The sequence below is a fragment of the Orrella sp. JC864 genome (assembly GCF_037026685.1).
Classification (GTDB): Bacteria; Pseudomonadota; Gammaproteobacteria; order Burkholderiales; family Burkholderiaceae_B; genus Orrella.
Window position 1 is genome coordinate 102,784 of the sequence record NZ_JBANET010000014.1, and the last position, 26,991, is coordinate 129,774.

Annotated in this window: 26 protein-coding genes and 1 pseudogene; 20 read left to right on the top strand and 7 right to left on the bottom strand. The window is 68.4% G+C overall.

Annotated features, from left to right (window positions below; translation table 11 throughout):
• The first annotated feature begins 138 nt into the window (after positions 1-138).
• The 5 genes from lepA to recO are packed head-to-tail and all read left to right on the top strand — an operon-like array spanning position 139 to position 5,072.
• Complete coding sequence (lepA, locus tag V8Z80_RS13965; RefSeq protein ID WP_155197226.1) at positions 139-1,932, top strand: translation elongation factor 4; 1,794 nt, start codon at positions 139-141, stop codon at positions 1,930-1,932.
• Between the two features lie 12 nt (positions 1,933-1,944).
• Positions 1,945-2,832 (top strand): signal peptidase I, encoded by an 888-nt coding sequence (gene lepB, locus V8Z80_RS13970; protein ID WP_155197227.1) that lies wholly within the window; start codon positions 1,945-1,947, stop codon positions 2,830-2,832.
• 2 nt (positions 2,833-2,834) lie between these two features.
• Positions 2,835-3,596 (top strand): ribonuclease III, encoded by a 762-nt coding sequence (gene rnc, locus V8Z80_RS13975; RefSeq protein ID WP_155197228.1) that lies wholly within the window; start codon positions 2,835-2,837, stop codon positions 3,594-3,596.
• Positions 3,593-4,492 carry a GTPase Era gene (gene era / locus V8Z80_RS13980; protein WP_336062396.1) on the top strand — a complete coding sequence of 300 codons (900 nt, stop codon included), beginning with the start codon at positions 3,593-3,595 and terminating at the stop codon, positions 4,490-4,492. The genes rnc and era overlap by 4 nt, the downstream gene beginning before the upstream one ends.
• Entirely contained in the window at positions 4,485-5,072 is a 588-nt protein-coding gene (recO, locus tag V8Z80_RS13985; protein ID WP_155197229.1) for a DNA repair protein RecO, read from the top strand. Before era ends, recO begins: the two co-directional genes overlap by 8 nt.
• A 7-nt stretch (positions 5,073-5,079) precedes the next feature.
• Here recO and V8Z80_RS13990 read toward each other — a convergent pair whose 3' ends face one another.
• Positions 5,080-5,484 carry a RidA family protein gene (locus V8Z80_RS13990; RefSeq protein WP_155197230.1) on the bottom strand — a complete coding sequence of 135 codons (405 nt, stop codon included), beginning with the start codon at positions 5,482-5,484 and terminating at the stop codon, positions 5,080-5,082.
• Between the two features lie 130 nt (positions 5,485-5,614).
• Here V8Z80_RS13990 and V8Z80_RS13995 point away from each other — a divergent pair, with 130 nt between their 5' ends.
• Positions 5,615-6,532, top strand: coding sequence for a LysR substrate-binding domain-containing protein (locus V8Z80_RS13995; RefSeq protein WP_155197231.1), 918 nt, complete (start codon positions 5,615-5,617; stop codon positions 6,530-6,532).
• A gap of 75 nt (positions 6,533-6,607) precedes the next feature.
• On the opposite strand, the gene V8Z80_RS14000 is transcribed toward V8Z80_RS13995, so the two are convergent.
• From V8Z80_RS14000 to V8Z80_RS14015, 4 genes are all read right to left on the bottom strand, one after another.
• Complete coding sequence (locus tag V8Z80_RS14000) at positions 6,608-7,318, bottom strand: Bax inhibitor-1/YccA family protein (protein ID WP_155197232.1); 711 nt, start codon at positions 7,316-7,318, stop codon at positions 6,608-6,610.
• Between the two features lie 142 nt (positions 7,319-7,460).
• On the bottom strand, positions 7,461-7,874 hold the full coding sequence (locus V8Z80_RS14005; RefSeq protein WP_336062397.1) for a hypothetical protein: 414 nt from the start codon (positions 7,872-7,874) through the stop codon (positions 7,461-7,463).
• A gap of 38 nt (positions 7,875-7,912) precedes the next feature.
• Positions 7,913-8,365 (bottom strand): DNA polymerase III subunit chi, encoded by a 453-nt coding sequence (locus V8Z80_RS14010; RefSeq protein ID WP_155197234.1) that lies wholly within the window; start codon positions 8,363-8,365, stop codon positions 7,913-7,915.
• Positions 8,366-8,367: 2 nt separating this feature from the next.
• On the bottom strand, positions 8,368-9,897 hold the full coding sequence (locus tag V8Z80_RS14015; RefSeq protein WP_336062398.1) for a leucyl aminopeptidase: 1,530 nt from the start codon (positions 9,895-9,897) through the stop codon (positions 8,368-8,370).
• Between the two features lie 55 nt (positions 9,898-9,952).
• Here V8Z80_RS14015 and lptF point away from each other — a divergent pair, with 55 nt between their 5' ends.
• Positions 9,953-11,086, top strand: a complete 1,134-nt coding sequence (lptF, locus tag V8Z80_RS14020; RefSeq protein WP_336062399.1) for an LPS export ABC transporter permease LptF — start codon at positions 9,953-9,955, stop codon at positions 11,084-11,086.
• Here lptF and V8Z80_RS14025 read toward each other — a convergent pair.
• Positions 11,075-11,995, bottom strand: coding sequence for a LysR family transcriptional regulator (locus V8Z80_RS14025; protein WP_336062400.1), 921 nt, complete (start codon positions 11,993-11,995; stop codon positions 11,075-11,077). The genes lptF and V8Z80_RS14025 overlap by 12 nt on opposite strands.
• Before the next feature lie 134 nt (positions 11,996-12,129).
• Between V8Z80_RS14025 and V8Z80_RS14030 the strand changes: the two genes are divergently transcribed.
• The 4 genes from V8Z80_RS14030 to V8Z80_RS14045 all read left to right on the top strand — a co-directional run bounded on the left by V8Z80_RS14030 (position 12,130) and on the right by V8Z80_RS14045 (position 16,420).
• A complete protein-coding gene (locus V8Z80_RS14030) occupies positions 12,130-13,347 on the top strand; it encodes an ABC transporter substrate-binding protein (RefSeq protein WP_155196669.1) in 1,218 nt (405 codons plus the stop codon).
• 43 nt (positions 13,348-13,390) lie between these two features.
• Positions 13,391-14,887, top strand: coding sequence for a CoA-acylating methylmalonate-semialdehyde dehydrogenase (locus tag V8Z80_RS14035; protein WP_155196670.1), 1,497 nt, complete (start codon positions 13,391-13,393; stop codon positions 14,885-14,887).
• Between the two features lie 147 nt (positions 14,888-15,034).
• Positions 15,035-15,985, top strand: a complete 951-nt coding sequence (locus V8Z80_RS14040; RefSeq protein WP_155196671.1) for a CysB family HTH-type transcriptional regulator — start codon at positions 15,035-15,037, stop codon at positions 15,983-15,985.
• 126 nt (positions 15,986-16,111) lie between these two features.
• Positions 16,112-16,420: a DUF2325 domain-containing protein gene (locus V8Z80_RS14045; RefSeq protein WP_155196690.1), complete on the top strand. Its 309-nt coding sequence runs from the start codon at positions 16,112-16,114 to the stop codon at positions 16,418-16,420.
• A gap of 25 nt (positions 16,421-16,445) precedes the next feature.
• Here V8Z80_RS14045 and V8Z80_RS14050 read toward each other — a convergent pair whose 3' ends face one another.
• Positions 16,446-17,099, bottom strand: coding sequence for a C40 family peptidase (locus V8Z80_RS14050; protein ID WP_155196672.1), 654 nt, complete (start codon positions 17,097-17,099; stop codon positions 16,446-16,448).
• Positions 17,100-17,320: 221 nt separating this feature from the next.
• Between V8Z80_RS14050 and V8Z80_RS14055 the strand changes: the two genes are divergently transcribed.
• The 9 genes and pseudogenes from V8Z80_RS14055 to V8Z80_RS14095 form a co-directional block, all read left to right on the top strand.
• Complete coding sequence (locus V8Z80_RS14055) at positions 17,321-19,366, top strand: propionate--CoA ligase (protein WP_336062401.1); 2,046 nt, start codon at positions 17,321-17,323, stop codon at positions 19,364-19,366.
• Entirely contained in the window at positions 19,363-19,770 is a 408-nt protein-coding gene (locus V8Z80_RS14060) for a GlcG/HbpS family heme-binding protein (RefSeq protein ID WP_155196674.1), read from the top strand. Before V8Z80_RS14055 ends, V8Z80_RS14060 begins: the two co-directional genes overlap by 4 nt.
• A 16-nt stretch (positions 19,771-19,786) precedes the next feature.
• On the top strand, positions 19,787-21,130 hold the full coding sequence (locus V8Z80_RS14065; protein WP_336062402.1) for an MFS transporter: 1,344 nt from the start codon (positions 19,787-19,789) through the stop codon (positions 21,128-21,130).
• Positions 21,131-21,227: 97 nt separating this feature from the next.
• Positions 21,228-23,207, top strand: a complete 1,980-nt coding sequence (acs, locus tag V8Z80_RS14070) for an acetate--CoA ligase (protein WP_336062403.1) — start codon at positions 21,228-21,230, stop codon at positions 23,205-23,207.
• 67 nt (positions 23,208-23,274) lie between these two features.
• On the top strand, positions 23,275-24,108 hold the full coding sequence (locus V8Z80_RS14075; RefSeq protein WP_336062404.1) for a DMT family transporter: 834 nt from the start codon (positions 23,275-23,277) through the stop codon (positions 24,106-24,108).
• A 187-nt stretch (positions 24,109-24,295) separates the two neighbouring features.
• The gene (locus tag V8Z80_RS14080; RefSeq protein ID WP_336062405.1) at positions 24,296-24,994 is read left to right on the top strand and encodes an STN domain-containing protein; all 699 of its coding nucleotides are present in this window, start codon (positions 24,296-24,298) and stop codon (positions 24,992-24,994) included.
• Positions 24,991-25,524, top strand: coding sequence for an RNA polymerase sigma factor (locus tag V8Z80_RS14085; protein ID WP_336062406.1), 534 nt, complete (start codon positions 24,991-24,993; stop codon positions 25,522-25,524). The genes V8Z80_RS14080 and V8Z80_RS14085 overlap by 4 nt, the downstream gene beginning before the upstream one ends.
• Positions 25,521-26,471 carry a FecR family protein gene (locus V8Z80_RS14090; protein ID WP_336062407.1) on the top strand — a complete coding sequence of 317 codons (951 nt, stop codon included), beginning with the start codon at positions 25,521-25,523 and terminating at the stop codon, positions 26,469-26,471. Before V8Z80_RS14085 ends, V8Z80_RS14090 begins: the two co-directional genes overlap by 4 nt.
• Before the next feature lie 226 nt (positions 26,472-26,697).
• A pseudogene (locus V8Z80_RS14095) lies at positions 26,698-26,991 on the top strand (hypothetical protein); the annotation flags it as partial.

The following is a 26,991-nucleotide window of genomic DNA, read 5'->3' on the forward strand; positions in this document are numbered from 1 at the left end:
CATGGCGCCCCCTTTTTTGCTGCGTGGCATGCCGTGCGGACGACGCATGGACGATCCGGCCGGCCGGCCCGAGCCGGCGGCGCCGCGCGCGGCCCCTCCCTGTTTCGCCGTTTTCCTGCGATCCTTATAGTCTGGTTTATGCAGCATATCCGCAACTTTTCCATCATCGCTCACATCGATCACGGCAAGTCGACCCTGGCCGACCGCCTGATCCACCGTTGCGGCGGGCTGGCCGATCGCGAGATGTCGGCCCAGGTGCTCGATTCCATGGATATCGAGCGCGAGCGCGGCATCACCATCAAGGCCCAGACGGCCGCGTTGCAGTACAAGGCGCGCGATGGCAAGGTCTATGCGCTGAACCTGATCGACACGCCGGGACACGTCGATTTCTCCTACGAGGTCAGCCGCTCGCTCTCGGCCTGCGAGGGCGCGCTGCTGGTGGTGGACGCCTCGCAAGGGGTCGAGGCCCAGACCGTGGCCAATTGCTACACCGCCATCGAGCTGGGCGTGGAAGTGGTGCCGGTCCTTAACAAGATGGACTTGCCGCAAGCCAATCCCGACGGGGCACGCCAGGAGATCGAGGACGTCATCGGCATCGACGCTGCCGACGCCATCGCCGCCAGCGCCAAGACCGGCATGGGCATCGACGACATCCTGGAGGCGGTGGTGGCCCGCATCCCGCCGCCGGCAGGCGATCCGGACAAGCCGCTGCAGGCGCTGATCATCGATTCGTGGTTCGACAACTACGTGGGCGTGGTGATGCTGGTGCGCATCGTCAACGGCGTGCTGCGTCCCAAGGACAAGATCCTGCTGATGGCCACCGGGGCCAGCCATCCGTGCGAGCAGCTGGGCGTGTTCACGCCCAAGTCGCAGGCCCGGCCGCAGCTCTCGGCCGGCGAAGTGGGCTTTGTCATCGCCGGCATCAAGGACCTGGCCCATGCCAAGGTGGGCGATACCATCACCCTGGCCGGCAAGCCGGCCGCCGAGCCCTTGCCCGGCTTCAAGGAGGTGCAGCCGCAGGTTTTCGCCGGCCTGTACCCGGTCGAAAGCAGCGAGTACGACCAACTGCGCGATTCGCTGGAAAAGCTCAAGCTCAACGACGCCGCGCTGATGTTCGAGCCCGAGGTGTCGCAGGCGCTGGGCTTCGGATTCCGCTGCGGCTTTCTGGGCCTGCTGCACATGGAGATCGTGCAGGAGCGCCTGGAGCGCGAGTTCGACATGGACATCATCACCACCGCGCCGTCGGTGGTGTACGAGGTCGAAAAGCGCGACGGCACGGTAGTCCAGGTCGAAAGCCCTTCGCGCATGCCCGAGGTCGGGCACATCGCCGACATCCGCGAGCCCATCGTCAAGGTCACGCTTTTCATGCCCCAGGAATACGTGGGGCCGGTGATGACGCTGTGCAACAACAAGCGCGGCGTGCAGGTCAACATGAGCTATCACGGTCGCCAGGTGCACCTGGTGTACGAGATCCCCTTGGCCGAGATCGTGCTGGACTTCTTCGACAAGCTCAAGTCCGTCTCGCGCGGCTACGCGTCGATGGACTACGAGTTCCTCGAATACCGTTCGGCCGACGTGGTGCGGGTGGACCTGCTCATCAACGGCGACCGGGTCGATGCGCTGGCCATGATCGTGCACCGCAGCAACGCCCGCTACCGCGGGCGCGAGGTGGTCTCGCGCATGCGCGAGCTGATCCCGCGCCAGATGTACGACGTGGCGATCCAGGCGGCCATCGGCGCGGAGGTCATCGCGCGCGAGAACGTCAAGGCCCTGCGCAAGAACGTGCTGGCCAAGTGTTATGGCGGCGACATCAGCCGCAAGAAGAAGCTCCTCGAGAAACAGAAGGCCGGCAAGAAGCGCATGAAGCAGGTCGGCAGCGTGGAAATCCCGCAGGAAGCCTTCCTGGCCATCCTGCAGGTCGATGACAAGTAAGGAAAGCGTGGCATGAGCTGGAATTTCGCCCTGATACTGTTCGTTCTGCTGGTCCTGACCGGGGTGATCTGGCTGGCCGACCGTTTATGGCTGCGCCGGCGCCGCCAGGACCGCGCCGCGCAGGCCGCGGCGCTGGCCGAGCGCGACGCCCAGGGCCTGCCGGCCGAAGAGATCGCCCAGCGCCGCCTGCAGGCGCAGCAGCAGGCCGGCCGCGCCTCCTGGCTAGTGGAGTACTCGGTCAGCTTCTTTCCGGTGATCCTGTTCGTCTTCGTGCTGCGCTCGTTCATCGTCGAGCCCTTCCGTATACCGTCCGGGTCCATGCTGCCCACGCTGCAATCGGGTGACCTGATCCTGGTCAACAAGTTCAGCTACGGCATCCGCCTGCCGGTGCTCGACCGCAAGGTCATCGAGCTGGGCCAGCCGCAGCGCGGCGACGTGATGGTGTTCCGCTATCCGGTGGACACCCAGGTGGACTACATCAAGCGGGTGGTGGGCCTGCCCGGCGACGAGGTGGCCTACCTGGACAAAAAGCTCTACGTGAACGGGCAGGAAGTGCCGCGCACCCGGGACGGCGATTACTTCGAGCCCGACCGGGTGGCCTACACCGCCCGCTATGACGAGAAATTGGGCGAAATTGACCACAAGATATTGCTGGATGAGCGGTCTTTCCAGAATATTGGCCCCATTTTGTCGTATCCGCACCGCCAGGCATGTGAATACGCCCGCAACGGCGTGCGCTGCACGGTGCCCGAAGGCCACTACTTCGTGATGGGCGATAATCGGGACAACAGCCTGGACAGCCGCTACTGGGGCTTCGTGCCGGACGGTAATATTGTCGGCAAGGCTTTCTTCATCTGGATGAACTTCGGCGACCTGGGACGTATAGGCCGCTTCAATTGACGATGTCACTCGCTAAGCTCGAATCCCGCCTGGACTACCGCTTTGCCGACGCGGCCTTGCTCGAGCAAGCCGTCACGCATCGCAGCCATGGCGCACGCCATAACGAGCGGCTCGAATTCCTGGGCGATTCGGTCTTGAACTTCGTCGTGGCCGCCATGCTGTTCGAGCGCTACGCCCGCATCGACGAAGGCGACCTGTCGCGGCTGCGCGCCAACCTGGTCAAGCAGGCGTCGCTGGCCGAAATCGCCCAGAAGCTCGACCTGTCGCAATACTTGCGCCTGGGCGAGGGCGAGCTCAAGAGCGGCGGCTTTCGCCGCCCGTCCATCCTGGCCGACACCCTGGAGGCCATCTTCGGCGCCATCTTCCTGGATGCCGGCTTCGAAGAGGCCCGCCGCGTCATCAGCCAGCTCTATGCCCCGGTGATGGCCAACGTCGACCCCCGTACCCTGGGCAAGGACGCCAAGACGCTGCTGCAGGAGTTCCTGCAGGGCCGCAAGCTGGCCTTGCCGGTCTACACCGTGGTCGCCACGCACGGCGCCGCGCACAGCCAGCAGTTCGAGGTCGAATGCGCCATCGGCGCCTTCGACATCAAGGTGGTGGCCGCCGGCACCAGCCGCCGCGCCGCCGAGCAGTCCGCCGCCAAGCTGGCGCTGGAGGCCGCCGAAGCCGCCAGCCCCGCGCAGGCCAAGCGCCGCAGCTCGCCCAAGGCCCGCAAGACCACCCAGCTGACCCTGCCCGTCGCCGTCGCGCAGGAGGTGAAGTGACCGCCCGGCCGCCCGAAGGCTACCGCTGTGGCTTCGTGGCCGTGGTGGGGCGTCCCAACGTGGGCAAGTCCACGCTGACCAACGCCCTGATCGGCACCAAGATATCCATCGTCTCGCGCAAGGCGCAGACCACGCGCCATCGCATCCAGGGGGTGCTCACCCGCGAACGCGAGCAGTTCGTCTTCGTCGACACGCCGGGCTTCCAGACCCGCCACGGCGGGGCCATGAACCGCATGATGAACCGCGTGGTCACCCAGGCCTTGTCCGAGGTGGACGTGGTGGTGCTGGTCGTCGAGGCCGGCAAGTGGTCCGAGGGCGATGCCAAGCTGCTGCCGCTGCTGCCGGCCGGCGGCAAGACCATCCTGGTCGTGAACAAGGTGGACCTGCTCAAGCGGCGCGACGACCTGTTTCCCTTCGTGGCCAAGCTCTCGGCCCAGCACGAGTTCGCCGCCGTGGTGCCGGTCAGCGCCACGCGCGGCAAGCAGCTGGACGTTCTGCTGCAGGAGATCGCCCAGCGCCTGCCCGAGGGCGAGCCCATGTTCGAGCCCGACACGCTGACCGACCGGCCCATGCGTTTCATCGCGGCCGAGCTGATCCGCGAAAAGATCTTCCGCCTGGTCGGGGACGAATTGCCCTACGGCAGCACGGTGGTCATCGAGCAGTGGGAAGAGCACGAGAAGGGCGCGCGCATCGCCGCCTGCGTGGTGGTCGAGCGCGAAAGCCATCGCCCCATCCTGCTGGGGGCGGGCGGCGAGCACATGAAGCGCATCGCGACCGAAGCGCGCCAGGACATTGCCCGGCTGCTGGACAAGCCCGTGCACCTGGAGGTCTATATCAAGGTGCGCAAGGGCTGGTCCGAGCGCGAGAGCGCGCTGCGCGATCTGGGCTATGAGTAGACGCCAGGCGCGCGTCCAGGACGTGGCCGGCTACATGCTGCATGCGACGCCCTGGCGCGAGACGTCGCTGGTGGTGCAGGTCTTTACCCGCGAGCATGGCTGCCTGGCGCTGGTGGCCAAGGGCGCAAAAAGGCCTTACTCGGTGCTGCGGCCGGTGCTCTCGGCCTTCCAGCCCTTGCTGCTGTCCTGGAGCGGCAGCGGCGAGGTCAAGACGCTGACCCGCGCCGAGTGCGCGGGCCTGCATGCGCTGAGCGGCTCGCCGCTGATGTCGGCCTGGTACATGAACGAGCTGCTGCTGCGCCTCTTGGCGCGCGAGGATCCGCACCCGGTGCTGTTCGATGCCTATGTGGATGCGCTGTCGCAACTGGCCAGCGGCCAGCGCGCGGCGGCCGCCTTGCGGCGTTTCGAATGGATCCTGCTGCGCGAGACGGGCTACGGCGTGGACGAGGCCGAACCCGACTTCCTGGATGCCAAGGCCGAGCCGGCCCTGCGCGCGGGCTTGCGCGAGCGGCTGGCCGAACAGCTGGCCGGCCGCCCCTTGTCCACCCGGCGCATCCTGATGGACCTGCAGCGGCTGTAAGGCCTGCTCAGGACTGGCCGGCTTGCGGCAGCCTGGCGATCACCTTGATCTCGAACTGGAAGCCGTAGAGCCAGGTCACGCCCACCGCCGTCAGCGTCGGATGCGGGGCCTCGCCCCAATAGGCCGAGGCGGTTTGCCAGATGGTCTCGAAGTTCGCCGCCGGATCGACGATGAACACGGTGGCGTCGATCACATCCTCGAAAGTGCAGCCCGCCGCGCCCAGCACGGCATTGAGGTTCTCGAACGCCCGGCGCACCTGGGCCTGCAGGTCCGGTTCGGGCGAGCCGTCCTCCCGGCTGCCGACCTGGCCCGAGACGAACAGCAGGCCGTTGGACCGGATCGCCGGCGAATAGCGGTTCCTGTCATAAAGCGCTTGGCGCCCGGGGGGAAATACGACATCGCGTGTTGCCATGAAAGTCTCCATAAAAAAGGCCGGGGCAGGCCCGATGGCATGACTTTAGGCAACTGGCTGTTCCCGATAAACAGGCAAGTGTGCCCATCACTGTTTGTAGAATACGAACAATCTTCGTCGAGGAGGCCGGATGGACCGTTTCGATGCGATGCGGGCATTTGCCCGCGTGGTGGAAACCGGCAGCTTTACCAAGGCGGCGGAAACGCTGCACATGAGCAGGACCAGCGTCACGCAGCTGGTGCAGCAGCTGGAGGCGCGCCTGCGCGTCAGGCTGCTGAACCGCACCACCCGCAAGGTCAACGTGACGGCCGAAGGCAGTGTCTACTACGAGCGCGTGGTCCGGCTGCTGGCTGACATGGACGAGGCCGAAACCAGCCTGGCCAGCGCCGCGGCCTCGCCGCGCGGCCGGCTGCGCGTGGACGTGCCCAGCCCGCTGGCCAGCATGGTCCTGGTGCCGGCCTTGCCCGCCTTCCATGCCCGGTATCCCGATATCCAGCTGGACCTGGGCGTGAGCGACCGCATGGTCGACCTGATCGACGAGAACGTCGATTGCGTGGTGCGCGGGGGCGAGATCGCCAATCAGTCACTGGCGGCCCGGCACCTGGGAGACCTGCGGCTGGGAGTCTACGCGGCGCCGGACTACCTGCGGCGCCAGGGCGCGCCCGCGCATCCGCGCGAACTGCAGGACAGCCACCACCGCATCGTGGGTTTCGTCTGGGCCCGCACCGGCAAGGCGTTTCCCTATGCCATGCGCCGCGGCCAGGAGCGTGTCACGGTGCAAGGCCGCCATGTGCTGTCGGTCGATGACGGCAATGCCTACCTGGCCGCCGGCCTGGCCGGCCTGGGCGTGCTCTGGCTGCCCGAGTACATGTCGCGGGCCCATCTGGCGAACGGCGCGCTGGTACCGCTGTTCGAGGATTGGCGCATGGACCCCATGCCGCTGTATCTGGCCTTTGCGCCGAAACGGCATGTCAGCGCCAAGCTGCGGGTCTTCATGGACTGGGTGGCCGCGCTGATTGCCCGGCATGCCGTGCCGCCGGGGCGGTGAAACGAAACAGGCCCGCCTTGGGGCGGGCCTGTCCAGGGGCGATGCCGGCAGCGGTGCCGGCCGCGCCGCTGCGGGTTATTCGCGGTCGCCGCCGAAGATGCCCAGCAGCATCAGCAGGTTGGCAAAGACGTTGTAGACGTCCAGGTAGATGGCCAGCGCCGCCGAGACGTAGTTCGTCTCGCCGCCGTTGACCACGCGCTGCAGGTCCACCAGCATGAAGGCCGAGAAGATGCCGATGGCCATCACCGAGATGGTGATCGTCATGGCCGGGATCTGCAGGAAGATGTTGGCCAGCGCCGCCAGCAGGATCACCACCGCGCCGATGAACAGGAATTTCTGCATGCCGGACAGGTCGCGCTTGATGGTGGTGGCCAGCATGGCCATGCTGGCGAACACCGCGGCGGTGCCGCCGAAGGCCGTCATGACCAGCTGCGGGCCGTTGCTCATGCCCAGCACGAAGCCCAGCAGGCGCGACAGCATGATGCCCATGAAGAAGGTGAAGCCCAGCAGCAGGGCCACGCCCACCGAGCTGTTCTTGTTGCGCTCGATGAGGAACATCAGGCCGAAGGCCCCGACCAGGAACAGGATGGTGGTCATGCCGGGGCTGGTGCCCATGACCTGGTTCAGGCCGGTGTACAGGCCCAGTGCGGCGCCCAGCACGGTAGGCACCAGCGAGAGCGCCAGCAGCCAGTAGGTGTTGCGCAACACGCGGTTGCGCACGACTTCGCCCGGTGCGCCGGTATACGGTCCGGTACGGGCCAGAGGCGATTGACGGAAATCGTTCATGGTTCAAGCTCCTGAATGCGCAAGCAATGGGCCGGAGGGCAACGGCGCGCCCCGGCGGATCACCGCTATCTGACCACTAGAATACCTGACAGTTCCCTGAAAAATCCAGCGCAGGCTTGGCCTGCCGCCGGGAAAAGAGGCGTCAGCGCCCGGCTGCGTCGGGGCCTGCGCCGGACGGCGTGGCGGGATGCCGGGGCGGGTGCTGGGCGGCATGCCGTTCGATGGCCGCGGCCACCAGCGCGGGCAGCTCGCGTTCGAGGCGCCGGCGCAGGCTGTCCAGCGAAGCTTCTACGGCCGGGCGCAGGGCACGTTCGATTTCCTGCTGGACCTGGGCGCGCCAGCGCGCCTGCTCGGGATCCTGCGGCGCGCCAGACGGGCTGGCGGCCCGAACCGGGGTTGGGGCCTGAACCGGGGCTGGGGCCTGAACCGGGGCTGGGGCCTGAACCGGGGCGGCTTGGGCAAAGGCCGGCCCGGCGGGCAGCCGGGACGTGGCCAAACCGGGTTCGACACGTTCGGTCAAGGTGGGGATGCCGGGGTCGTCGCGCAAGTCGTTCATGCAGGGCTCCAGGGCGGGGCGCGCAGGTTTTTCGCGCGCTAGCGTTTCAGATCGTGCGCGTGCAGCGCGTGCCCGGCGGCCTGGTAGGTCCGCCAGCGCTGGCGCGCGGCCTGCCTGTCTTCGGGCTCGTCCGAGACGATTTCCATGATGCGGGCGAACTGCTCGTAGCCGGGCGGGCAGGCGTCGTCCAGGTTGAGCAGCCAGGCAGGCTCGGCCTGCCCGGCGGCCGGCGGCGGCACGGGCGCCTGTGCCGTGAGCACCACGGCGGTGTCGGCCGCCAGCGGATCGTCGGCCATGACATGGGGGACGAAGGCGTCGTCCTGGTAGGTCCAGAGCATGCGGTCGAAAGCCGCCAGGCGCGCCCGGTCGCTGCAATAGACGAGCACGCGCTGGCCGGCGTGGTAGCGCTTGCCCGCCGTCTGGCAGGCCATCAGCACGCGGTCGGGCGCGCCGAAGGCAAAGTCTATCCGCAGCTTGGACTGGCCTGCCATGCTCAGCCCTTGCCGGCTTGCTCGAGCAGGTAGTGCACCAGCAGCGGCACCGGGCGGCCGGTGGCGCCCTTGTCCTTGCCGCCGCGCCAGGCGGTGCCGGCGATATCCAGGTGGGCCCATGGATAGGCCTTGGCAAAGCGCGACAGGAAGCAGGCCGCCGTGACGGCGCCGGCGGGCGGGCCGCCGATGTTGGCCATGTCGGCGAAGTTGGACTTGAGCTGCTCCTGGTAGGCGTCATCCAGCGGCATGCGCCAGGCAGGGTCCAGCGATTGGCGGCCGGCCCGCAGCAGCGCATCGGCCAGCGCGTCGTCCTTGGAGAACAGGCCGGTGTTGACGTGGCCCAGGGCCACCACGCAGGCGCCGGTGAGCGTGGCGATGTCGATGACGGCCGAGGGCTTGAAGCGCTCGGCGTAGGTCAGGGCGTCGCACAGGATCAGGCGGCCTTCGGCATCGGTGTTCAGGATCTCGATGGTCTGGCCGGACATGCTGGTGACCACGTCGCCCGGCTTGTTGGCGCGCCCGCTGGGCAGGTTTTCGCACGCCGGGATCAGGCCGACCACGTCGTGCGCGAGCTCGAGCTCGGCGATGGCGCGCATCGTGCCCAGCACGCTGGCCGCCCCGCACATGTCGTACTTCATTTCGTCCATGGTGGCGGCCGGCTTGATGGAAATGCCGCCCGAGTCGAAGGTGATGCCCTTGCCGACCAGCACGACGGGCGCCTTGGCCGGCTTGGCCGTCTTGGCGCGGCTGGCCGCGCGCGGGGCGGTGTACTTGAGCACGATGAAGCGCGGGGGCTCGTCCGAGCCGCGGGCCACCGACAGGAACGAGCCCATCTTGAGCGCCTCGATCTGCTTTTGCTCGAGCACCTCGGCCTTGAGCGTGCCCTTGAATTCGGCGGCCAGCTTGCGGGCCGTCTCGCCCAGGTAGGAGGGCGTGCAGACGTTGCCGGGCAAGTTGCCCAGGGTGCGGGCCAGGTCCATGCCGTGGCTGATGCCGCCGCCTTCGCGTGCGCCGGCCTGGGCCTGGGCGGCGTCGGCGCGTTCGGCCCACACCGAGAACTTGCGCAGGCGCAGGCCGGTCTCGCGCTCGCTGCCCTTGCCGAAGGTCAGGTCGTAGCGGTAGGCGGCCTGGCCGGCCGCGATGGCCGCGCTGCGCGCGCGCGCGCGCATGGTCGATTCGCCGCAGGGATTGGCGGCCAGGGTGGAGACCGCTTCGCCGGCCTGCGCCTGGATGCAGGCGGCGGCAAAAGCGCGCTCGGCCCCGGCATGGACGGCGGGCGCATAGTCGGCCTGCTTGCCCAGCCCCACCAGGACCACGCGCTGTGCGCTCACGCCCGGCACGGCGCGCAGCACCAGCGTGCTGCCGGCCTTGCCCTGGAACTCGGCCTTGACCACCTTGCGCAGCAGTCCTTCGCTGGCGCGGTCGATGATGTCGGCAGCCGGGCTCAGCACGCCGTCGGCGTAGACGCCCACGGCAAGGGCCGCGGTCTTTATCTGGTGCAGGGAGGCGCTGGTGTGTGTGCTAAATTCCATGAGGGTTTCCCCGTGTGCGTCAATGGGATGCAACGATTATCCCGCATATTCTCCCATGTCATTATTCAAGCGCTCCGTCGTCGCGGAAATCACCAGCCATGCCGGCGTCGTCTTCTCGACGCTGATCGTGGTCTGGCTCAGCGTGCTGCTGGTGCGCCTGCTGGGCGAGGCGGCCGGCGGCTCGATCGGCGCGGACGTGGTGGTCGGCCTGGCCGCCTTCTCCAGCATCACGGCCTTGCCCACCATCCTGTCGGTGTCGCTGTTCATCGCGGTGCTCACCACGGTCACGCGCAACTACCGCGAGTCCGAGATGGTGGTCTGGTTCGCCAGCGGCCTGTCGCTGGCCGACTGGATCCGTCCGGTGCTGCGCATCGCCGTGCCGGTATCGGTACTGATCGCGGTGCTGACGCTGGGCGCCTCGCCCTGGGCCTACCGCCAGATCGCCGAGTACCGCGAGCGCTATGAACAGCGCTCGGACCTGTCGCGCGTGTCGGCAGGGCAGTTCGCCGAGGCCAGCGACGGCGAGCGCGTGTTCTTTGCCGAAGAGCCGGCCGTGGCCGGCGACGAACTGGGCAACGTCTTCGTGCGCGTCATCGACCCCGAGTGGCTGACCGTGGTCACGGCCAGCAACGCCCGCATCGAAAACCAGCCCAACGGCGACCGCTTCCTGGTGCTGGGGGCGGGCCACCGCTACGACATCAAGCCCGGCGTGGCGGAGTTCCGCATGGCCGATTTCGAGCGCTACGGGGTGCGGCTGGAAAGCCGCGGCGGCGACGACCCGCTGGCCCAGGCGCGCGCGGCGGCCGAGCGCACCAGCAAGGCGCGGCCCACGATGCAGCTGTTCTCGGACGATACCGACAGCGCGCGCGCGCAGATCATGTGGCGCATCGCGCTGCCGCTGGCGGCGCTGAACCTGGCGTTGCTGGCCGTGCCGCTGGGCGCGGTCAACCCCCGCCTGGGTCGCTCGGGCGACCTGCTGATCGCCGGCCTGGTGGGGCTGCTGTACATGAACCTCATCAACCTCTCGCGCGGCTGGATCAGCGGCGGGGCGCTGAGCTTCGGGGTCGGCGTGTGGGCCGTGCACGCGGTCTTTGCGTTGCTGACGGCCTACCTGCTGTACCGGCGGCTGCGGGTCAAGGCGCCCAGGCAGCCCAAGGGGCCGCCGCCCGGGTCCGCCTCAGCCGCGTAGCCGCAGCGCGCTTTGCCTGCCGTGCAGCAGCGCGGCATTGGCGGCCACCGCCTGCTTCAGGAAATCCCATAAGGCCGCAACGCGCTTGAGGCGGCGCGCGTCTTCGTGGCAGTAGATCCAGAAGCTGCGGGTGAGCGCGACCTGGTCTGCCAGCACCGGCACCAGCCGGCTGTCCTGCGCGGCGATGAAGCAGGGCAGGATGGCCAGCGCCTGGCCCTGCAGGGCCGCGTGGTATTGCGCGATGACGCTGGTGCTGCGCAGCACGACGCGGCTGCCGGGCAGCACGTCTTCCAGGTAGCGCAGCCGGTCGCTGAACAGCAGTTCGTCCACGTAGCCGATGAAGCTGTGCTGCTTCAGGTCCTGCGGCTGGACGATGGGCGCGTGGCGCTGCAGATAGGCCGGCGTGCCGTACAGGCGCAAGGTGTAGTCACCCAGCTTGCTGCAGACGTAAGGCCCGCGCTCGGGCCGTTCGATGGACACGGCCAGGTCGGCCTCGCGCTTGGACAGGCTGACAAAGCGCGGCACGGGCAGCACGTCCAGCGCGATATGGGGATAGCGCCGCTGGAAATCCACCAGCAAGGGCGTGAGCACGTAGCTGCCGAAGCCCTCGGTGGCGCCGATGCGCACGTGGCCGGCCACCGGCAGGCCGATGCCCGAGAGTTGTTCGCGCGCCGAGGACAGCGCGCTTTCCATCTGCTCGGCATGCACGAAAAGGCGCTGGCCGTCGGCGGTGAGGGTAAAGCCGCTGTGGCGGGATTTTTCGAACAGCACGGTGTCCAGGGCCGTCTCCAGCGCGCGGATGCGGCGCGAGACCGTGGTGTGCTCGACCCCCAGGCGCTGGGCGGCCGCGCTGACCCGCTGGGTGCGCGCCACTTCCAGGAATATCCGCAATCCGTCCCAGTCGATCATGGTCTTTGTGCATATATGCACAAGCACTGTGCATTTTTGGTATTGCTGTGTGTATTTTTACACACCTACACTGGGTCCTCGCCTGCCAGGCCGGCAGGCGGACACACCAGAAAAACGACAACGAGGAGACAAGCATGAGCACTCGCGCGCGCGGCCTGGCCGCAGCCCTGTGCCTGGGCGCGGCCCTGTCCGCCCAGGCCCATGCGGCCGACAAGCCTGCCGTCAAGATCGGCATCCTGGGCGATATGTCCGGCACCTATGCCGGCATGGGTGGCCCCGGCTCGGTCGCGGCGGCGCAACTGGCCATCGACGACTGCCTGCAAGCCGAATGCCAGGGCATGAAGATTTCCCTGATCTCGGCCGACCACCAGAACAAGGCCGATATCGGCGCGGCCCGCGCCCGGGAATGGTTCGACCGCGAAGGCGTCACCGCCATCGCGGACCTGACCAATTCGGCCGTGGCGCTGGCCGTGCAGGGCATCGCGCGCGAGAAGAACCGCGTGGTCATGTTCTCCGGTCCCGCCACCACGGCGCTGACCAACGCCCAGTGCTCGCCGGTGGGTTTTCACTGGATGTTCGACACGTATTCGCAATCGGCCGGCGGGGCGCGCGCCACGGTGCAGACCGGCGGCAAGTCCTGGTACTTCATCACCGTGGACTACGCCTTCGGCCATTCGCTGGAGGCCGACACCGCCAAGATGGTGCAATCGCTGGGCGGCAAGGTCGCCGGCAGCGTGCGCCATCCCCTGAACGCGCCGGATTTCGCCTCCTACCTGCTGCAGGCGCAAAGCTCGGGAGCGCAGGTGGTGGCGCTGGCCAACGGCGGCCAGGACACGGTCAACGCGGTCAAGCAGGCGCGCGAATTCGGGGTGGTCGAGGGCGGCCAGCGGCTGGTCTCGCTGCTGATCTTCCTGTCCGACCTGCGCGCGCTGGGCCTGGAGGATGCGCAGGGGCTGTCCTACGTGGACGGTTTCTATTGGGATTTCGACGACGAGAGCCGCGCCTGGTCGGCCCGGTTCGAGAAGGCCTTCAAGGGGCTCAAGCCCACCATGACCCATGCCGGCGTGTATTCGAGCGTGCTGCATTACCTGCGCGCGGTCGCGGCCAGCGGATCGATCGAGGGCGAGGTGGTGGCCCAGGCGATGCGCGAGCTGCCCATCCGCGATCCCATCATGCGCAATGCCCAGATCCGGCCGGACGGCCGGGTGATCCACGACATGTATCTGTACGAGGTCAAGAAGCCGCAAGAGTCCAAGGGAGAGTGGGACTACTCGCGGCTGGTCGCGACCATTCCCGCGCAAGAGGCTTTCCAGCCCCTGTCGCAGTCCACCTGCCCGCTGCTCAAGCAGTGATGCAGTGACGCGGCTTTAGCGATATTCCAGGAGACAGCAGTCCATGACCCAGAACGTTCCCCGCCTGCAGCACCTGATCGACGGCAAGCTGGTCGATTCGCAATCCCAGCAATGGCGCGATGTCGTCAATCCGGCCACCCAGGAGGTGGTGGCGCGCGTGCCGTTCGCCACGCCCGACGAACTGGAGGCGGCCGTGGCCAGCGCGCGCAAGGCCTACCAGGGCTGGCGCAATACCGGGCAGGGCACGCGCATGCGCGTGATGCTCCGGTTCCAGCAGCTGCTGCGCGAGCATACCGGCGAGCTGGCCGAGCTGATCACCCGCGAGCACGGCAAGACCCTGCCCGATGCCGAGGGCGAGGTCGGCCGCGGCCTGGAAGTGGTCGAGCATGCCTGCGCCATCGCCAGCCTGCAACTGGGCGAGTATGCCGAGAACGCGGCCAGCGGCATCGACGTGTACACGCTGGTCCAGCCGCTGGGCGTGTGCGCGGGCATCACGGCCTTCAACTTCCCGGTGATGCTGCCGTGCTTCATGTTCCCGCTGGCCATCTCGGTGGGCAATACCTTCGTGCTCAAGCCGTCCGAGCAGGATCCCAGCGCTTCGCTGCGCCTGGCCCAGCTGGCCCTGGAGGCCGGCGTGCCGCCCGGCGTGCTGAACGTGGTGCACGGCGGGCCGGACATCGCCAATGGGCTGTGCGAGCATCCGGAGGTCAAGGCGGTGTCCTTCATCGGCTCGACCCGCGTAGGCACCGAGCTGTACCGGCGCGCGTCCAACGCGGGCAAGCGCTGCCAGGCCATGATGGGCGCCAAGAACCATTGCGTGATCCTGCCCGACGCCGACCGCGAGGCGGCGCTCAACCACCTTGTGGGCGCGGCCTTCGGCGCGGCGGGGCAGCGCTGCATGGCGACCTCGGTGGCGGTGCTGGTGGGCCAGGCGCGCGAATGGCTGCCCGATTTCATCGAGCGGGCCAAGCGGCTGAAGGTCAATGCCGGCACGGACCGCCAGGCCGACCTGGGGCCGCTGGTCTCGCCCAGCGCCAAGGAAAGGGTCGAGCGCCTGATCGCGCAAGGCGTGCAGGAAGGCGCCGAACTGCTGCTGGACGGCCGCGATCCCAAGGTGCCTGGCTTTGAATCGGGCAACTTCGTGGGGCCGACGGTCTTCGCGGGGGTCAAGCCGGGCATGGCGATCTACGAAGAGGAGATCTTCGGGCCGGTGCTATGCGTGGCCTGCGTCGACACGCTGGAAGACGCGGTGGCCTTCGTCAACGCCAATCCCAACGGCAACGGCGTGGCGCTGTTCACCCAGGACGGCGGCGCGGCGCGTTATTTCCAGAACGCCATCGACGTGGGCCAGGTGGGCATCAATATCCCCATCCCGGTGCCGGTGGCCTGGTTCAGCTTCACCGGCTCGCGGGGCTCGAAGCTGGGCGACCTGGGGCCCAACGGCAAGCAGGCGGTGCAGTTCTGGACGCAGACCAAGACGGTGACGGCCCGCTGGTCGGCGCACGGCAAGGGCGTGAACACCACGATCACGATGAAGTAGGCAGCAGGGACGCACGGCGCTGCATAGGCCCGCCGTGCCTGGCGCGGCGGGCCTATATGACTGTTGGCAGGAAGTAGCTTATACAAATAAAGCATAAGCAACGCCTTGCTTATTACCTACAATTGGTGACCGACTCCAGAGGTCCCCATGAATCTCCAACAGTTCCGTTTCGTGCGCGAGACCATCCGCCGCGACTTCAACCTGACCGAAGCAGCCCGCATGCTCTATACCTCGCAGCCCGGGGTTTCCAAGGCCATCATCGAGTTCGAGGACGAGCTGGGCATCAAGATCTTCGAGCGCTACGGCAAGCGCATCAAGGGCCTGACCAAGCCCGGGCAGGCCGTCTCGCAGGTCATCGACCGGATCATGCGCGAGGTCGACAACCTCAAGAAGGTCAGCGACGAGTTCGCCCGCCGCGACGAAGGCGGCCTGGTGATCGCCTGCACCCACACGCAGGCCCGCTACGTGCTGCCCAAGGTGATCCCGGGATTTCGCAAGCAGTTTCCCAAGGTCCACCTGTCGCTGGCCGAGGGCAGTCCGACACAGCTGGCCGAGATGGTGCTGCACGAGCAGGCCGACCTGGCCATCGCCACCGAATCGCTGGCGCTCACGCCCGGCCTGGCGACGCTGCCTTGCTACAGCTGGGAGCACACCGTGGTGGTGCGTCCCGATCATCCGCTGGCCGAGCTGACTTCCAGCGCCGCCAGGAAGCTGTCGCTGGCGCAGCTGGCCGAGTTTCCCATCGTCACCTACGACCGCGCCTTCTCGGGCCGCACGGCCATCGACGAGGCCTTCGCGGCGCAGGGCATCCATCCGGACATCGTGCTCGAGGCGATCGACGCGGACGTGATCAAGACTTACGTGGACGTGGGCCTGGGCATCGGCATCATCGCCGGCGTGGCCTACGACCCGCGCCGCGACGCGGGCCTGGTCGGCCTGCCGGTGGGCCGCCTGTTCGGCACCCACACCACGCGGGTGGGCATCAAGGAGGGCGTATTCCTGCGGGACTACGTCTATACCTTCCTGGAGATGCTGGCGCCTTCGCTGACGCGCCAGGTGGTGGCCGAGGCCGTGCAAGGCCGCGAGGACGGGGCCTGAAGAGGCTTGCTATCGAAAGCCGGAGCCGATTAAAAAATACAAATGAGAATTGATCCCATTTACCGTTGATATCCAAACGGGAATCATTATCATTGAGCTCATTGCAAACGACCCAACGAGGGCATGATGACGCAATCCATGAGCGCAGTGATAGTCGGAGCCGACCGCCTGGGCAACATTCCCGATCTGCTCAAGGGACACAACATCGCGATCACGCATCACATCAGCGGCCGGGACCCTTCGCACCAGAAAAAGACGCTGCAGCTGCCCTCGGGCACCGAGCTGGTGATCCTGCTGACCGATTTCCTGGGCCACAACGTGATGAAGACCTTCCGCCATGCCGCGCAGCGGGCCGGCATCCGGGTGGTGGCATGCCGGCGTTCGGTCTGCAGCATGCAGCAGGCCCTGAACCAGTGCGGCTTGTGTTCCCGCTGACGGGCAGCGGGCAGGGCGGGGCGGCCTAGCGTGCCGCCAGGACGTTCGGTTCCAGGCGCCGTGCGCCGTTGTAGCGCTTGCTCCAGTAGCGCATGCCCATGTCCTCGACCCGCACCGCGCCGCCCGAGCTGGGCGCGTGCACGAAGCTGTTGCGGCCCACGTAGATGCCCACGTGCGAATAACGCCGGCCCAGCGTGTTGAAGAACACCAGGTCGCCGGGTTCGAGCTGGTCGCGGTCGACCTTGGTGCCCAGCCGCGCGATCTCGGCCGCGTTGCGCGGCAGGCGCAGGCCCAGCGATTTTTCGACCACGAAACCCACCAGGCCGCTGCAATCGAAGCCTTGCTCGGGCGAACTGCCGCCCCAGCGGTACTTGACCCCGATATAGTTCTGCGCGATTTGCGCCAGGCCCGGCTGTGCGTCGGCCGGCGCGCGGGCCGGCTCGTGCCGCCGGGGATGGGCGCGCAGCAAGGCGCCGATGGGATCGGCCTCGTATTCGAAGCGGCTGAGCCGCTGCTCCAGCAGCGGATCGTCGGCTTGGGTCAGCGCCTCGGTCTGCTTGGCGCCGCCGGCGCAGCCGGCCAGCACGATGGCCAAGCCCAGGCTTGCCGCCAGGGTGGCGCCGCGTCGGTTGCAAGAAGCCGTGCGCCTGGCGGCGCTGGCGTGGGAAGGAAGGGGCATGGGCGATCAGGCACTGGGCCAGTGCGTCCGGCAAGCATGCTGCGGGACTGGTTTACAGGTCGATCCGGCCACGATGATACCAAATGAACGCCGTGTGTCGAGTCTTGGCGCGTGTTTCGGCCCGCTTGCGCAAGGCTTGCCCGCTGCGCATGCGGCAGTTGCCATGCCCTTGCCGCTCGGCCAGAATGCCTCGCGAGAAAGACAATACGAGGAGACGCAGGATGAACGAGACCGTGCAGGCGTTTCATCGCCGTTCGCTGCAAGATCGCGACGCCTTCTGGCGCGAGCAGGCGCGCTGGGTCGATTGGCAGACGCCGTTCGAGCGGGTGCTCGATGACAGCCGGCCGCCGTTCGCGCGCTGGTTCGTGGGCGGGCGCACCAACCTGTGCCACAACGCCGTCGATCGCTGGCTGCCCGAACGCGCGGACCAATTGGCGCTGGCGTGGATTTCGACGGAGGTGGACCAGGAAAGGCGCTACACCCGCGCCGAGCTGTTCGACGAGGTCAACGCGGCCGCCGCCATGTTGCGCGAGCAGGGCGTGCAGCGGGGCGATCGCGTGCTGGTCTACATGCCGATGATCCCCGAGGCCGTGTTCATGATGCTGGCCTGCGCGCGCATCGGCGCCATCCATTCGGTGGTGTTCGGCGGCTTTGCCTCGGTCAACCTGGCCCAGCGCATCGACGATGCGGCGCCGCGCGTGGTGGTGTCGGCCGATGCGGGCTCGCGGGCCGGCAGGGTCACCGCCTACAAGCCCCTGCTGGACCGCGCCATCGAACTGGCCCGGCACAAGCCGGCGGCGGTGATCGTGGTGGACCGCAAGCTGGCGGCCTACACGCCGCTGGCCGGCCGCGACCTGGACTACGCCGCGCTGCGGGCGCGCCACGAAGGCGCCCGGGTGCCGGTGCAGTGGCTGGAGTCTTCCGAGCCCAGCTACGTGCTCTATACCTCGGGCACCACCGGCAAGCCCAAGGGCGTGCAGCGCGACGTGGGCGGCTACGCCGTGGCGCTGGCGTCCTCGATGCGCCACATCTTCGATGGGCGGCCGGGCGAGACCTTCTTCTGTACCAGCGACATCGGCTGGGTGGTGGGGCACTCGTACATCGTCTACGGGCCGCTGATCGGCGGGCAGGCCACGCTGCTGTACGAAGGCACGCCGGTCAGGCCCGACGGCGCCATCCTGTGGCAGCTGGTCGAGCGCTATCGCGTCAATACGCTGTTCTCGGCCCCCACGGCGGTGCGCGTGCTCAAGAAGCAGGCGCCCGAGCTGCTGCACCGGCACGACCTGTCCAGCCTGCGTGCGGTATACCTGGCCGGCGAGCCGCTGGACGAGCCGACCGCCCGGTGGATCTCCGAAGGCCTGGGCAAGCCCATCATCGACAACTACTGGCAGACCGAGACCGGCTGGCCGATATTGTCGGCGCAGCCCGGCATTCAGCCGCTGCCGGATACAGGGTCTTTCGCCGCCGGGCCGTCCCAAGGCGAAAGGGCCCCCTCGGGGGGCAGCAAGCCGCAGGCGCAGCGTGGGGGCTTTTCCACCGCCGGGCCGTCCCAAGGCGAAAGGGCCCCCTCGGGGGGCAGCAAGCCGCAGGCGCAGCGTGGGGGCTTGCGATTCGGAAGTCCTTCGTGGCCTGTGTACGGATTCGATGCCCGGATCGTCAGCGAAACCACGGGGCAGGACCTGCCGCCGGGCGAAAAAGGCGTGGTGGCGCTGGTGCCGCCGCTGCCGCCGGGGGCCATGAGCACCATCTGGGGCGACGACGAGCGCTTCGTGCAGACCTATTTCACCTCGATCCGGGGGCGCCAGGTGTATTCGACCTTCGATTGGGGCCGCGTCGACGAGGACGGCTACTGGTTCATCCTGGGACGCACCGACGACGTCATCAACGTGGCCGGCCACCGGCTGGGCACGCGCGAGATCGAGGAGTCGATCAGCAGCCACGCCGGCGTGGCCGAATGCGCGGTGGTGGGCGTGGCCGACGAGGTCAAGGGCCAGGCCGCCGTGGCCTTCGTGGTGCTCAAGGGCGGCGCGCCGCAGGATGCGGCAGCGGCCCAGGCGCTGGAAGGCGATATCATGCGGGTGGTGCAGGAGCAGCTGGGCGCGGTGGCAAGGCCGGCGCGCATCCGTTTCGTGGCGGCCCTGCCCAAGACCCGCTCGGGCAAGGTCCTGCGGCGCGCCATCGTGGCCGTGTGCGAAGGACGCGACCCGGGCGACCTGACGACCATCGAAGATCCGCAGACACTCGAACAGATAAAGGAAGCCTTATGAAGACCAAGCCCGTGCTCGGCGCAGCCGAAGTCAAGCAGATCCTGCAGGCCGCCGAGGCCCGCGCACAGCAGGACAACTGGGCCGTGACCATCGCCGTGGTGGACGATGGCGGCCATCTGCTGGGCCTGCTGCGCCGCGACGGCGCCGCTCCCATCTCGGCGCACATCGCGCCGGCCAAGGCGCAGACCGCCGCGCTGGGCCGCCGCGAAAGCAAGGGTTACGAAGACGTCATCAATGGCGGGCGCACCGCCTTCCTGTCCGCGCCGCTGCTGCAAGGCATGCTGGAGGGCGGGGTGCCCATCGTCGTGGACGGCGAAGTCATCGGCGCGGTCGGCGTCTCGGGCGTGAAGTCCAGCGAGGACGTCATCATCGCCCAGGCGGGCATCGCGGCGCTCGGAGCCTGACGCGCCGGCCGCGATCATGAGCACCGCCGCAACGCCGGCCAGGGGCCTGGCCGCCAGCCTCAATCCGGGCGTGCGCAAGCGCGAGGTCTGGGCCTGGGCGATGTACGACTTCGCCAACTCCGGCTATACGACGGTGGTGCTGACCACGGTGTTCAGCACGTACTTCGTCGGCGTGGTGGCCGGCGGCGCCGCCTGGGCCACCCTGGCCTGGACCGCGGCGCTGTCGGCGTCGTACCTGGGCGTGATGCTGACGATGCCCACGCTGGGCGCGCGGGCCGACGCCCGCGCGGCCAAGCGCCGGCTGCTTTTTACCAGCACGGCCGGCTGCGTGGCCGCCACGCTGCTGCTCTCGCAGGTGGGGCCCGGCGCGGTCTGGCTGGGCCTGGCCTGTATCGCGCTGTCCAACTATTGCTACAGCGTCGGAGAGTCCTCCGTCGCTTCCTTCCTGCCCGAGCTGGCCGCGCCCGACGCCCTGGGGCGCGTATCGGGCTGGGGCTGGGGCTTCGGCTATTTCGGCGGCATGCTCACGCTGGGCATCTCGCTGCTCATCGTCACCCGCATGCAGGCCCAGGGCGCCGGCCCCGAGCAATACGTCCCGTGGGTCATGGCGGCCACCGCGGTGGTGTTCGCCCTGGCGGCCCTGCCGTCCTTTCTCATGCTGCGCGAGCGCGCCGCCCCGCATGCCGTCGCGCTGCCGGCCCACGGCATGTTGCAGCGCCTGGGCCGGGCCTGGGCCGAAACGGGCGCGCATTTCCCCGAGTTCCGCAAGCTGCTGATGTGCGCGGCCTGCTATCACGCCGGCATCTTCGTGGTGATCACGCTGGCGGCGGTCTATGCCGAACAGGTCATGGGCTTTGCCATGCCGCAGATCATGCTGCTGGTGTTCACGGTCAACGCCGCCGCGGCGCTGGGCGCGCTGGGCTTTGGCTTCGTGCAGGACCGGCTGGGCCATCGCAAGGCGCTGGCGATCACGCTGTGCGGCTGGATCGCCATGGTGCTGGTGGCTTTCTTTGCCGTGACGGCGCCGGTGTTCTGGATCGCGGCCACGCTGGCAGGCCTGTGCATGGGCACCAGCCAGAGCGCCGGCCGGGCCATGGCCGGAGCGCTGGCGCCGGCCGGCCGGTTGGCCGAGTTCTTCGCGCTGTGGACCTTCGCCCTGCAGTTTGCCGCCATGGTGGGCCCGCTCACCTATGGCCTGGTGACCTGGCTGACCGGCGGCAGCCACCGCCTGGCCATCCTGGCCACCGGATTGTTCTTCGTCGGCGGGCTGGTCCTGCTTGCACGTATCGATTTCGCCCGCGGCCATGCGCAGCGCGAGGCGGGGGCCGCGGCGCCCCCGATCGCTGTAAGCGCGCCGTAAGAGCAGGAAGCTACGTTGCACGGTCGGACCCGCCATAACCAGAGCTGCCGGCGCCTTCCCCCGGGAGGGCGCCCCCTCGCAAAAAGGAGACTCAAGCATGTCCAACGCCATTGAATCCTCCCTCAACGAAACGCGGGTGTTTCCGCCTTCCGAGGGCATCGTCGCGCAGGCCGAGATTTCCGGCCTGGACGCCTATCGCAAGCTGGCCGAGCAGGCCGAGCGCGATCCGGACGCCTTCTGGGGCGATTTGGCCCGCAAGCACCTGCAGTGGACCAAGCCCTTTACGCAGGTGCTGGACGAGTCCGACGCGCCGTTCTACCGCTGGTTCGGCGACGGCGAGCTGAACGTCTCGGCCAACTGCCTGGACGTGCACCTGGCCGCCGGCCGCGGCGAGAAGACCGCCATCATCTTCGAATCGGACGACGGCAAGGTCCAGCAGGTCAGCTATCGCGAACTGCACCAGCGCGTCTGCCGCTTCGCCAACGGCATCGCCAAGCTGGGCTACAAGCAGGGCGAGCGCGCCATCATCTACCTGCCCATGTCCATCGAGGCGGTGGTGGCCATGCAGGCCTGCGCCCGCCTGGGCATCACCCATTCGGTCGTCTTCGGCGGTTTCTCGGCCAAGAGCCTGCAGGAACGCATTGTCGACGTGGGCGCCACGCTGGTGATCACCGCCGACGAGCAGGTGCGCGGCGGCAAGACCATCCCGCTCAAGCCCGCCGTCGAGGAAGCCTTCGGCATGGGCGGCTGCGAGGCCGTGCGCCAGGTGATCGTCTATCGCCGCACCGGCGGCAAGGTGGCCTGGAACGAAGGCCGGGACCTGTGGATGCACGAGGTCGAACAGGGCCAGCCCGACACCTGCGAGCCGGTGGCCGTCAACGCCGAGCATCCGCTGTTCATCCTGTATACCTCGGGCTCGACCGGCAAGCCCAAGGGCGTGCAGCATTCCTCGGCGGGCTACCTGCTGTGGGCGCTGCTCACCATGAAATGGACCTTCGACCTGAAACCCGAGGACGTGTACTGGTGCACGGCCGACGTGGGCTGGATCACCGGCCACAGCTACATCACCTACGGCCCGCTGGCCGCGGGCGCGACGCAGATCGTCTTCGAGGGCGTGCCGACCTATCCCAATGCCGGCCGTTTCTGGGACATGATCGCGCGCCACAAGGCCACCATCTTCTATACGGCGCCCACCGCCATCCGCTCGCTGATCAAGGCCGCCGAGAGCAATCCCGATGTCCATCCGTCCAAGTACGAGCTGGACAGCCTGCGCATCATCGGCACCGTGGGCGAGCCCATCAATCCTGAAGCCTGGATCTGGTACCACAAGAACGTGGGCCGCGAGCGCTGCCCCATCGTCGACACCTGGTGGCAGACCGAGACGGGCGGGCACATGATCACGCCGCTGCCCGGCGCCACGCCGCTCAAGCCCGGCTCGTGCACGCTGCCGCTGCCGGGCATCAGCGCGGCCATCGTGGACGAGACCGGCGCCGACGTCGAATCGGGCAAGGGCGGCTTCCTGGTCGTCAAGCGGCCCTGGCCCGCCATGATCCGCAACATCTGGGGCGACCCCGAACGCTTCAAGAAAAGCTACTTCCCGGCCGAGCTGCGCGGCTACTACCTGGCCGGCGACGGCGCGCAGCGCGATGCCGACGGCTATTTCTGGATCATGGGCCGCATCGACGACGTGCTGAACGTCTCGGGCCATCGGCTGGGCACCATGGAAGTGGAATCGGCGCTGGTGGCGCACGAGCTGGTGGCCGAGGCCGCCGTGGTGGGCCGCCCGGACGACACCACGGGCGAGGCCGTGGTGGCCTTCGTGGTGCTCAAGCGCAGCCGCCCCGAGGGCGAGGAAGCCAAGGAAATCGCCCGGCAGCTGCGCGACTGGGTGGGCCGCGAGATCGGCCCGATCGCCAAGCCCAAGGACATCCGCTTCGGCGACAACCTGCCCAAGACGCGCTCGGGCAAGATCATGCGCCGCCTGCTGCGGGTCGTGGCCAAGGGCGAGGAGGTCACGCAGGACGTGTCCACGCTGGAGAACCCGGCCATCCTGGAGCAGCTTGCCAAGCCGCAATAAGGAGGCGGTCCTGAAGAAAGGTCCCTTTTCCGGACCTGGCGGCGCCCGGGCCGCCGTCGGGGCCTCCGTGGTCCTGTGGGTGTTCAGCTGGTTGTCGATGAAATCGGCCATGGCCTACATCGGGCCTTTCGATTTCGTCGTGCTGCGCTATGCGCTGGGCACGGTCCCACTGTTCGTGGCGGCTTGGCTCACGGGCGAGCGGCTGTGGATGCCTGCCTGGCGGCCGGTGGTGCTTACCGGCCTGCTGCAGACCGGGGCCTGCCAGTGCCTGGTGCAGCTGGCGCTGGTCTCTGGCGGGGCCGGCAAGACGTCGATGATCCTGTACACTATGCCCTTCTGGATCGTGGTGCTGGCCTGGTGGCTGCATGGCCAGCGTCCGGCGCGGCGGCACTGGCAGGCCATGGCGGTGGCGGGCGTCGGGCTGCTGTGCATCATCGAGCCGTGGCAGGGCCTGGGCTCGGCCAGCGGCGCCGTGCTGACCCTGGGCGCCGGGTTCTGCTGGGCCTGGGGCACGCTGACGGCCAAGCGCATGTTCGAGCAGCACCAGCCCGGCGTGCTGGCCTTTGCCGCCTGGCAGATGCTGTTCGGCGTGCTGGCTGCCTTGCCCGTGGCCTGGCTGGTGCCGCAGATGACGCCGGTCTGGAGCGCGGCCCTGGTGTTGAACCTGGCCTATGTGGTGCTGGCGGCCACCAGCCTGGGCTGGTGGCTGTGGCTGACGGCGCTGCGCACCCTGCCCGCGGCCGTCACGACGCTTTCCGGATTGGGAGTGCCGCTGGGCGTGGTGCTGACGGCCTGGGCGGTGCTGGGCGAGCGGCCCACGCCGTCGGTGTGGCTGGGCGTGGCGCTGGTGCTGGGCGGGCTGGTGTGGATCAACCTTCCTGCGGCGCGGGGACGGCGCTGAGTTTCGCCAGGAACAGCCGTCATGGCTTTGTCACGCGAATTTCATAATGGCTTCGTAGCATGCGCATGGCCGTGCGACGTGCTAGGCTTTGCGCCCGCCATATGGCGGCTTCGCCGATGGCCCGACGGTCCAGCATGCCTTCCCACCCCGGTTTCTGCCTCCTGTTCCTGCCGCCTTGTCCACGCGCGTGTCCATCCGTCTGGTTGCGCCGCCTCGCGCGCCTCTTGCCCTGATCGCCATGTTGAGCGCAAGCCTGATGGCCGGGCAGGCTTGGCCGGCCCCGCCGGACGAAGGCGGCCAGACTGTTCTTGCCGGCGCCGGCATGCTTGTTTTCGACCTGCCGGCTTTGCCCTTGGGTGCGGCGCTGGTGCGCTATGGCGAACTGACCCGGCGATCCATTCTGTATGAAACCCGATGGGTAGCCGGCAGGCAGTCCGGGCCGCTGCGGGGGGCAATGTCGCCGGAGGCGGCGCTGGATGCCCTGCTGGCCGGCTCCGGCCTGACCGCGCGCATGCTGTCTGCCGGCGCTGTCTCGGTTTATCCCCTGGCGCCCGCGCCCACGGCGTCCGGCCGCGCGCCAGGCGCAAGAGTCCAGGCGAGGTACGACGGCTACCTGCAGCGCGAGGTCCTTCAGTCATTGTGCGCGCGGCCGGCCTTGCGCGTGGACGGCTCGCGGATCGTGCTGCGCTTTTCGATCGACGACAGGCGCCGCGTGGCGGATCTGCGTGTTCGGGTGGCCGCGCACCCCGCTTTGGAGCCGGTGGTGCGCGAGGCCTTGGCCGGGTTGGCCCTGGATCCGCCCCCGCCAGGCATGGCCCAGCCGGTTCTGATGACGGTGGCGCAGGACGTCGGCGTCTGGCGGCATTGCCCGGGAAGCCGGCCATGAGCGGCCAGCCAGGGTTGCTGCGGCTGCATCGGTTGCTTGCCGAGCGGTACGAAGCCTTGCGTGCGCAGATCGCCCATCGCCTGGGCGGGGCCACCGATATGGCGGAAGATGCCCTGCACGATGCCTATGTTCGCCTGGCCTCGCTCAAGGACCTGGACGAGGTCAAGCATCCGCGCAGCTACCTCGTGAACACGGCGGTCAATTCGGCCATCGACCGCATCCGCAGCGAGGTCAGGCTGGTGGGCGAGGACGAGATCGAGGCGCTGTTCGAACAGGGGCGCGCGGTCCATCCCGCGCCCGAGCGCGAAATCATGGGGCGCGAGCGCGCGCAGCACGTCATGGCTGCCATTGCCACATTGACACCGCGCCAGAGCGCCTTGTTGCTGGCCTATCGCGTGCACGGCGAGGATACCGACGTCCTGGCCCGGCGTTGGGGCATTTCGCGCGGCATGGTCCGGCGCGAGATCCGCCAGGCCAATGCGGTCTGCCTGGATGCGCTGGCCCGCTACGACGGGGAGATCGCCCCATGACGCAGGACGCGCGATCGCTGCGCCGGAAGGCGCACGCCTGGGCGGTCAAGCTCAAGACCGGCACGCCGACCGCCGCTCAGGTGGCGGCGTTCAAGCGCTGGCGGGACAGCAGCCCCGAGCATGCCCGGGCCTGGTCGATGGCGGCCCACGATTGGCTGGCCGTGGACGAGGCGGCGCGCGATTTCCAGGCCGAGTGCGCATTGGTCCGGCCAGCCCGCGGGCCGACGCGTGCGGGCCGGCGCGCTTTCCTTGGGGCCGCGCTGGCTGGCGGCGGCGCGCTTGCGGCAGCCGGGCTGGCCTATCCCGTGATGGGGCTGTGGCCGTCGTGGAAGGAATTGGGGGCCGACTATCGCACAGGAACCGGCGAGCAGCGCCTTGTGCGCCTGCACGAGGCGATCGAGTTGGCGTTGAACACCCAGACCAGCATTGCCGTTTCGGAGCAGGCCGGCACTGCGCGCATCACCTTGATCGCCGGCGAAGCGGCCGTCATGGCGGGCCATGCGTCCTGCGAGATCGTGGCGGCGGGCGCCAGCCTGCTGGTGCAGGATGCCGACGTGGAGATGCGGTGCCTGGACGGCGTCCGGGTCAGCGTGGTCTGCCGCCGGGGGGCGGCGCAGTTGCGCCACCCGGCGCGCGAGGCCATTGTGGTGGCCGGCCAGCAACTGCTGTACGACCGCGAGCAGGTCGGCACGCCGGGCCGGGCGCAGGCCAGCCGGTCCGCCTGGCGCGACGGCATGGTCGTGTTCGACGATATGCCCCTGACCGAGGTCGTGGCCGAGATCAACCGCTATCGGCCCGGCCGCGTGGTGCTGGTGGGCAGCGCCGCAGCCCAGCGGCGTTTCAGCGCCCGGTTCCGCATCAGCGCGCTGGACGAAGCCATCGCTTTGCTGCAGGCCGCACATGGAATACAGGTGCGGCGCTTCGGGGACTTGGTGTTGTTGTCATAAAAAATTCACGGGGTTTCTGTTCTCCGATCCGGGCTTCAAACGTCGAGTTGCTGTCTCCTGTTTTGCGGTGGATGGCCCGGCCATGCCCCGCGCCTTGTTGCGGAATAGACGCGCCATGCCCCAGAACCCCAGCCGTTTCCAGTGTGTTTCCCTCATCCGGGGCCGTGCCACCCGGTGTAGCGAGGCCGGCCGTAGTGGCCGGCGTAACGATGCCCGGCAGGGTGTCTTGCGTCCGACCCCGCTGGCGCAGGCGCTGGCCGTAGCCCTCTTGGCCGGCGCGGCGGCCTGGCCTCAAGATCTGCAGGCCCGGCCGAGCGGCGCCTGGTTCGCCGCCGGGGCCGGTGCGGGCGGCCAGGCCCGCGCCGCCCAGCGCGCGCCCTTGCCTGGGGCGGCCCTGCCCACTTCGGCGCGCCAGCAGGCGCAGGCGCGCGAGCAGCTCTCGCGCTCGATCGCCAACCTGAACCGCACGGCCAACGCCATTGCCGCGAAGCAGGCCGCGCAGGAGGCGGCGCGCGCGGCC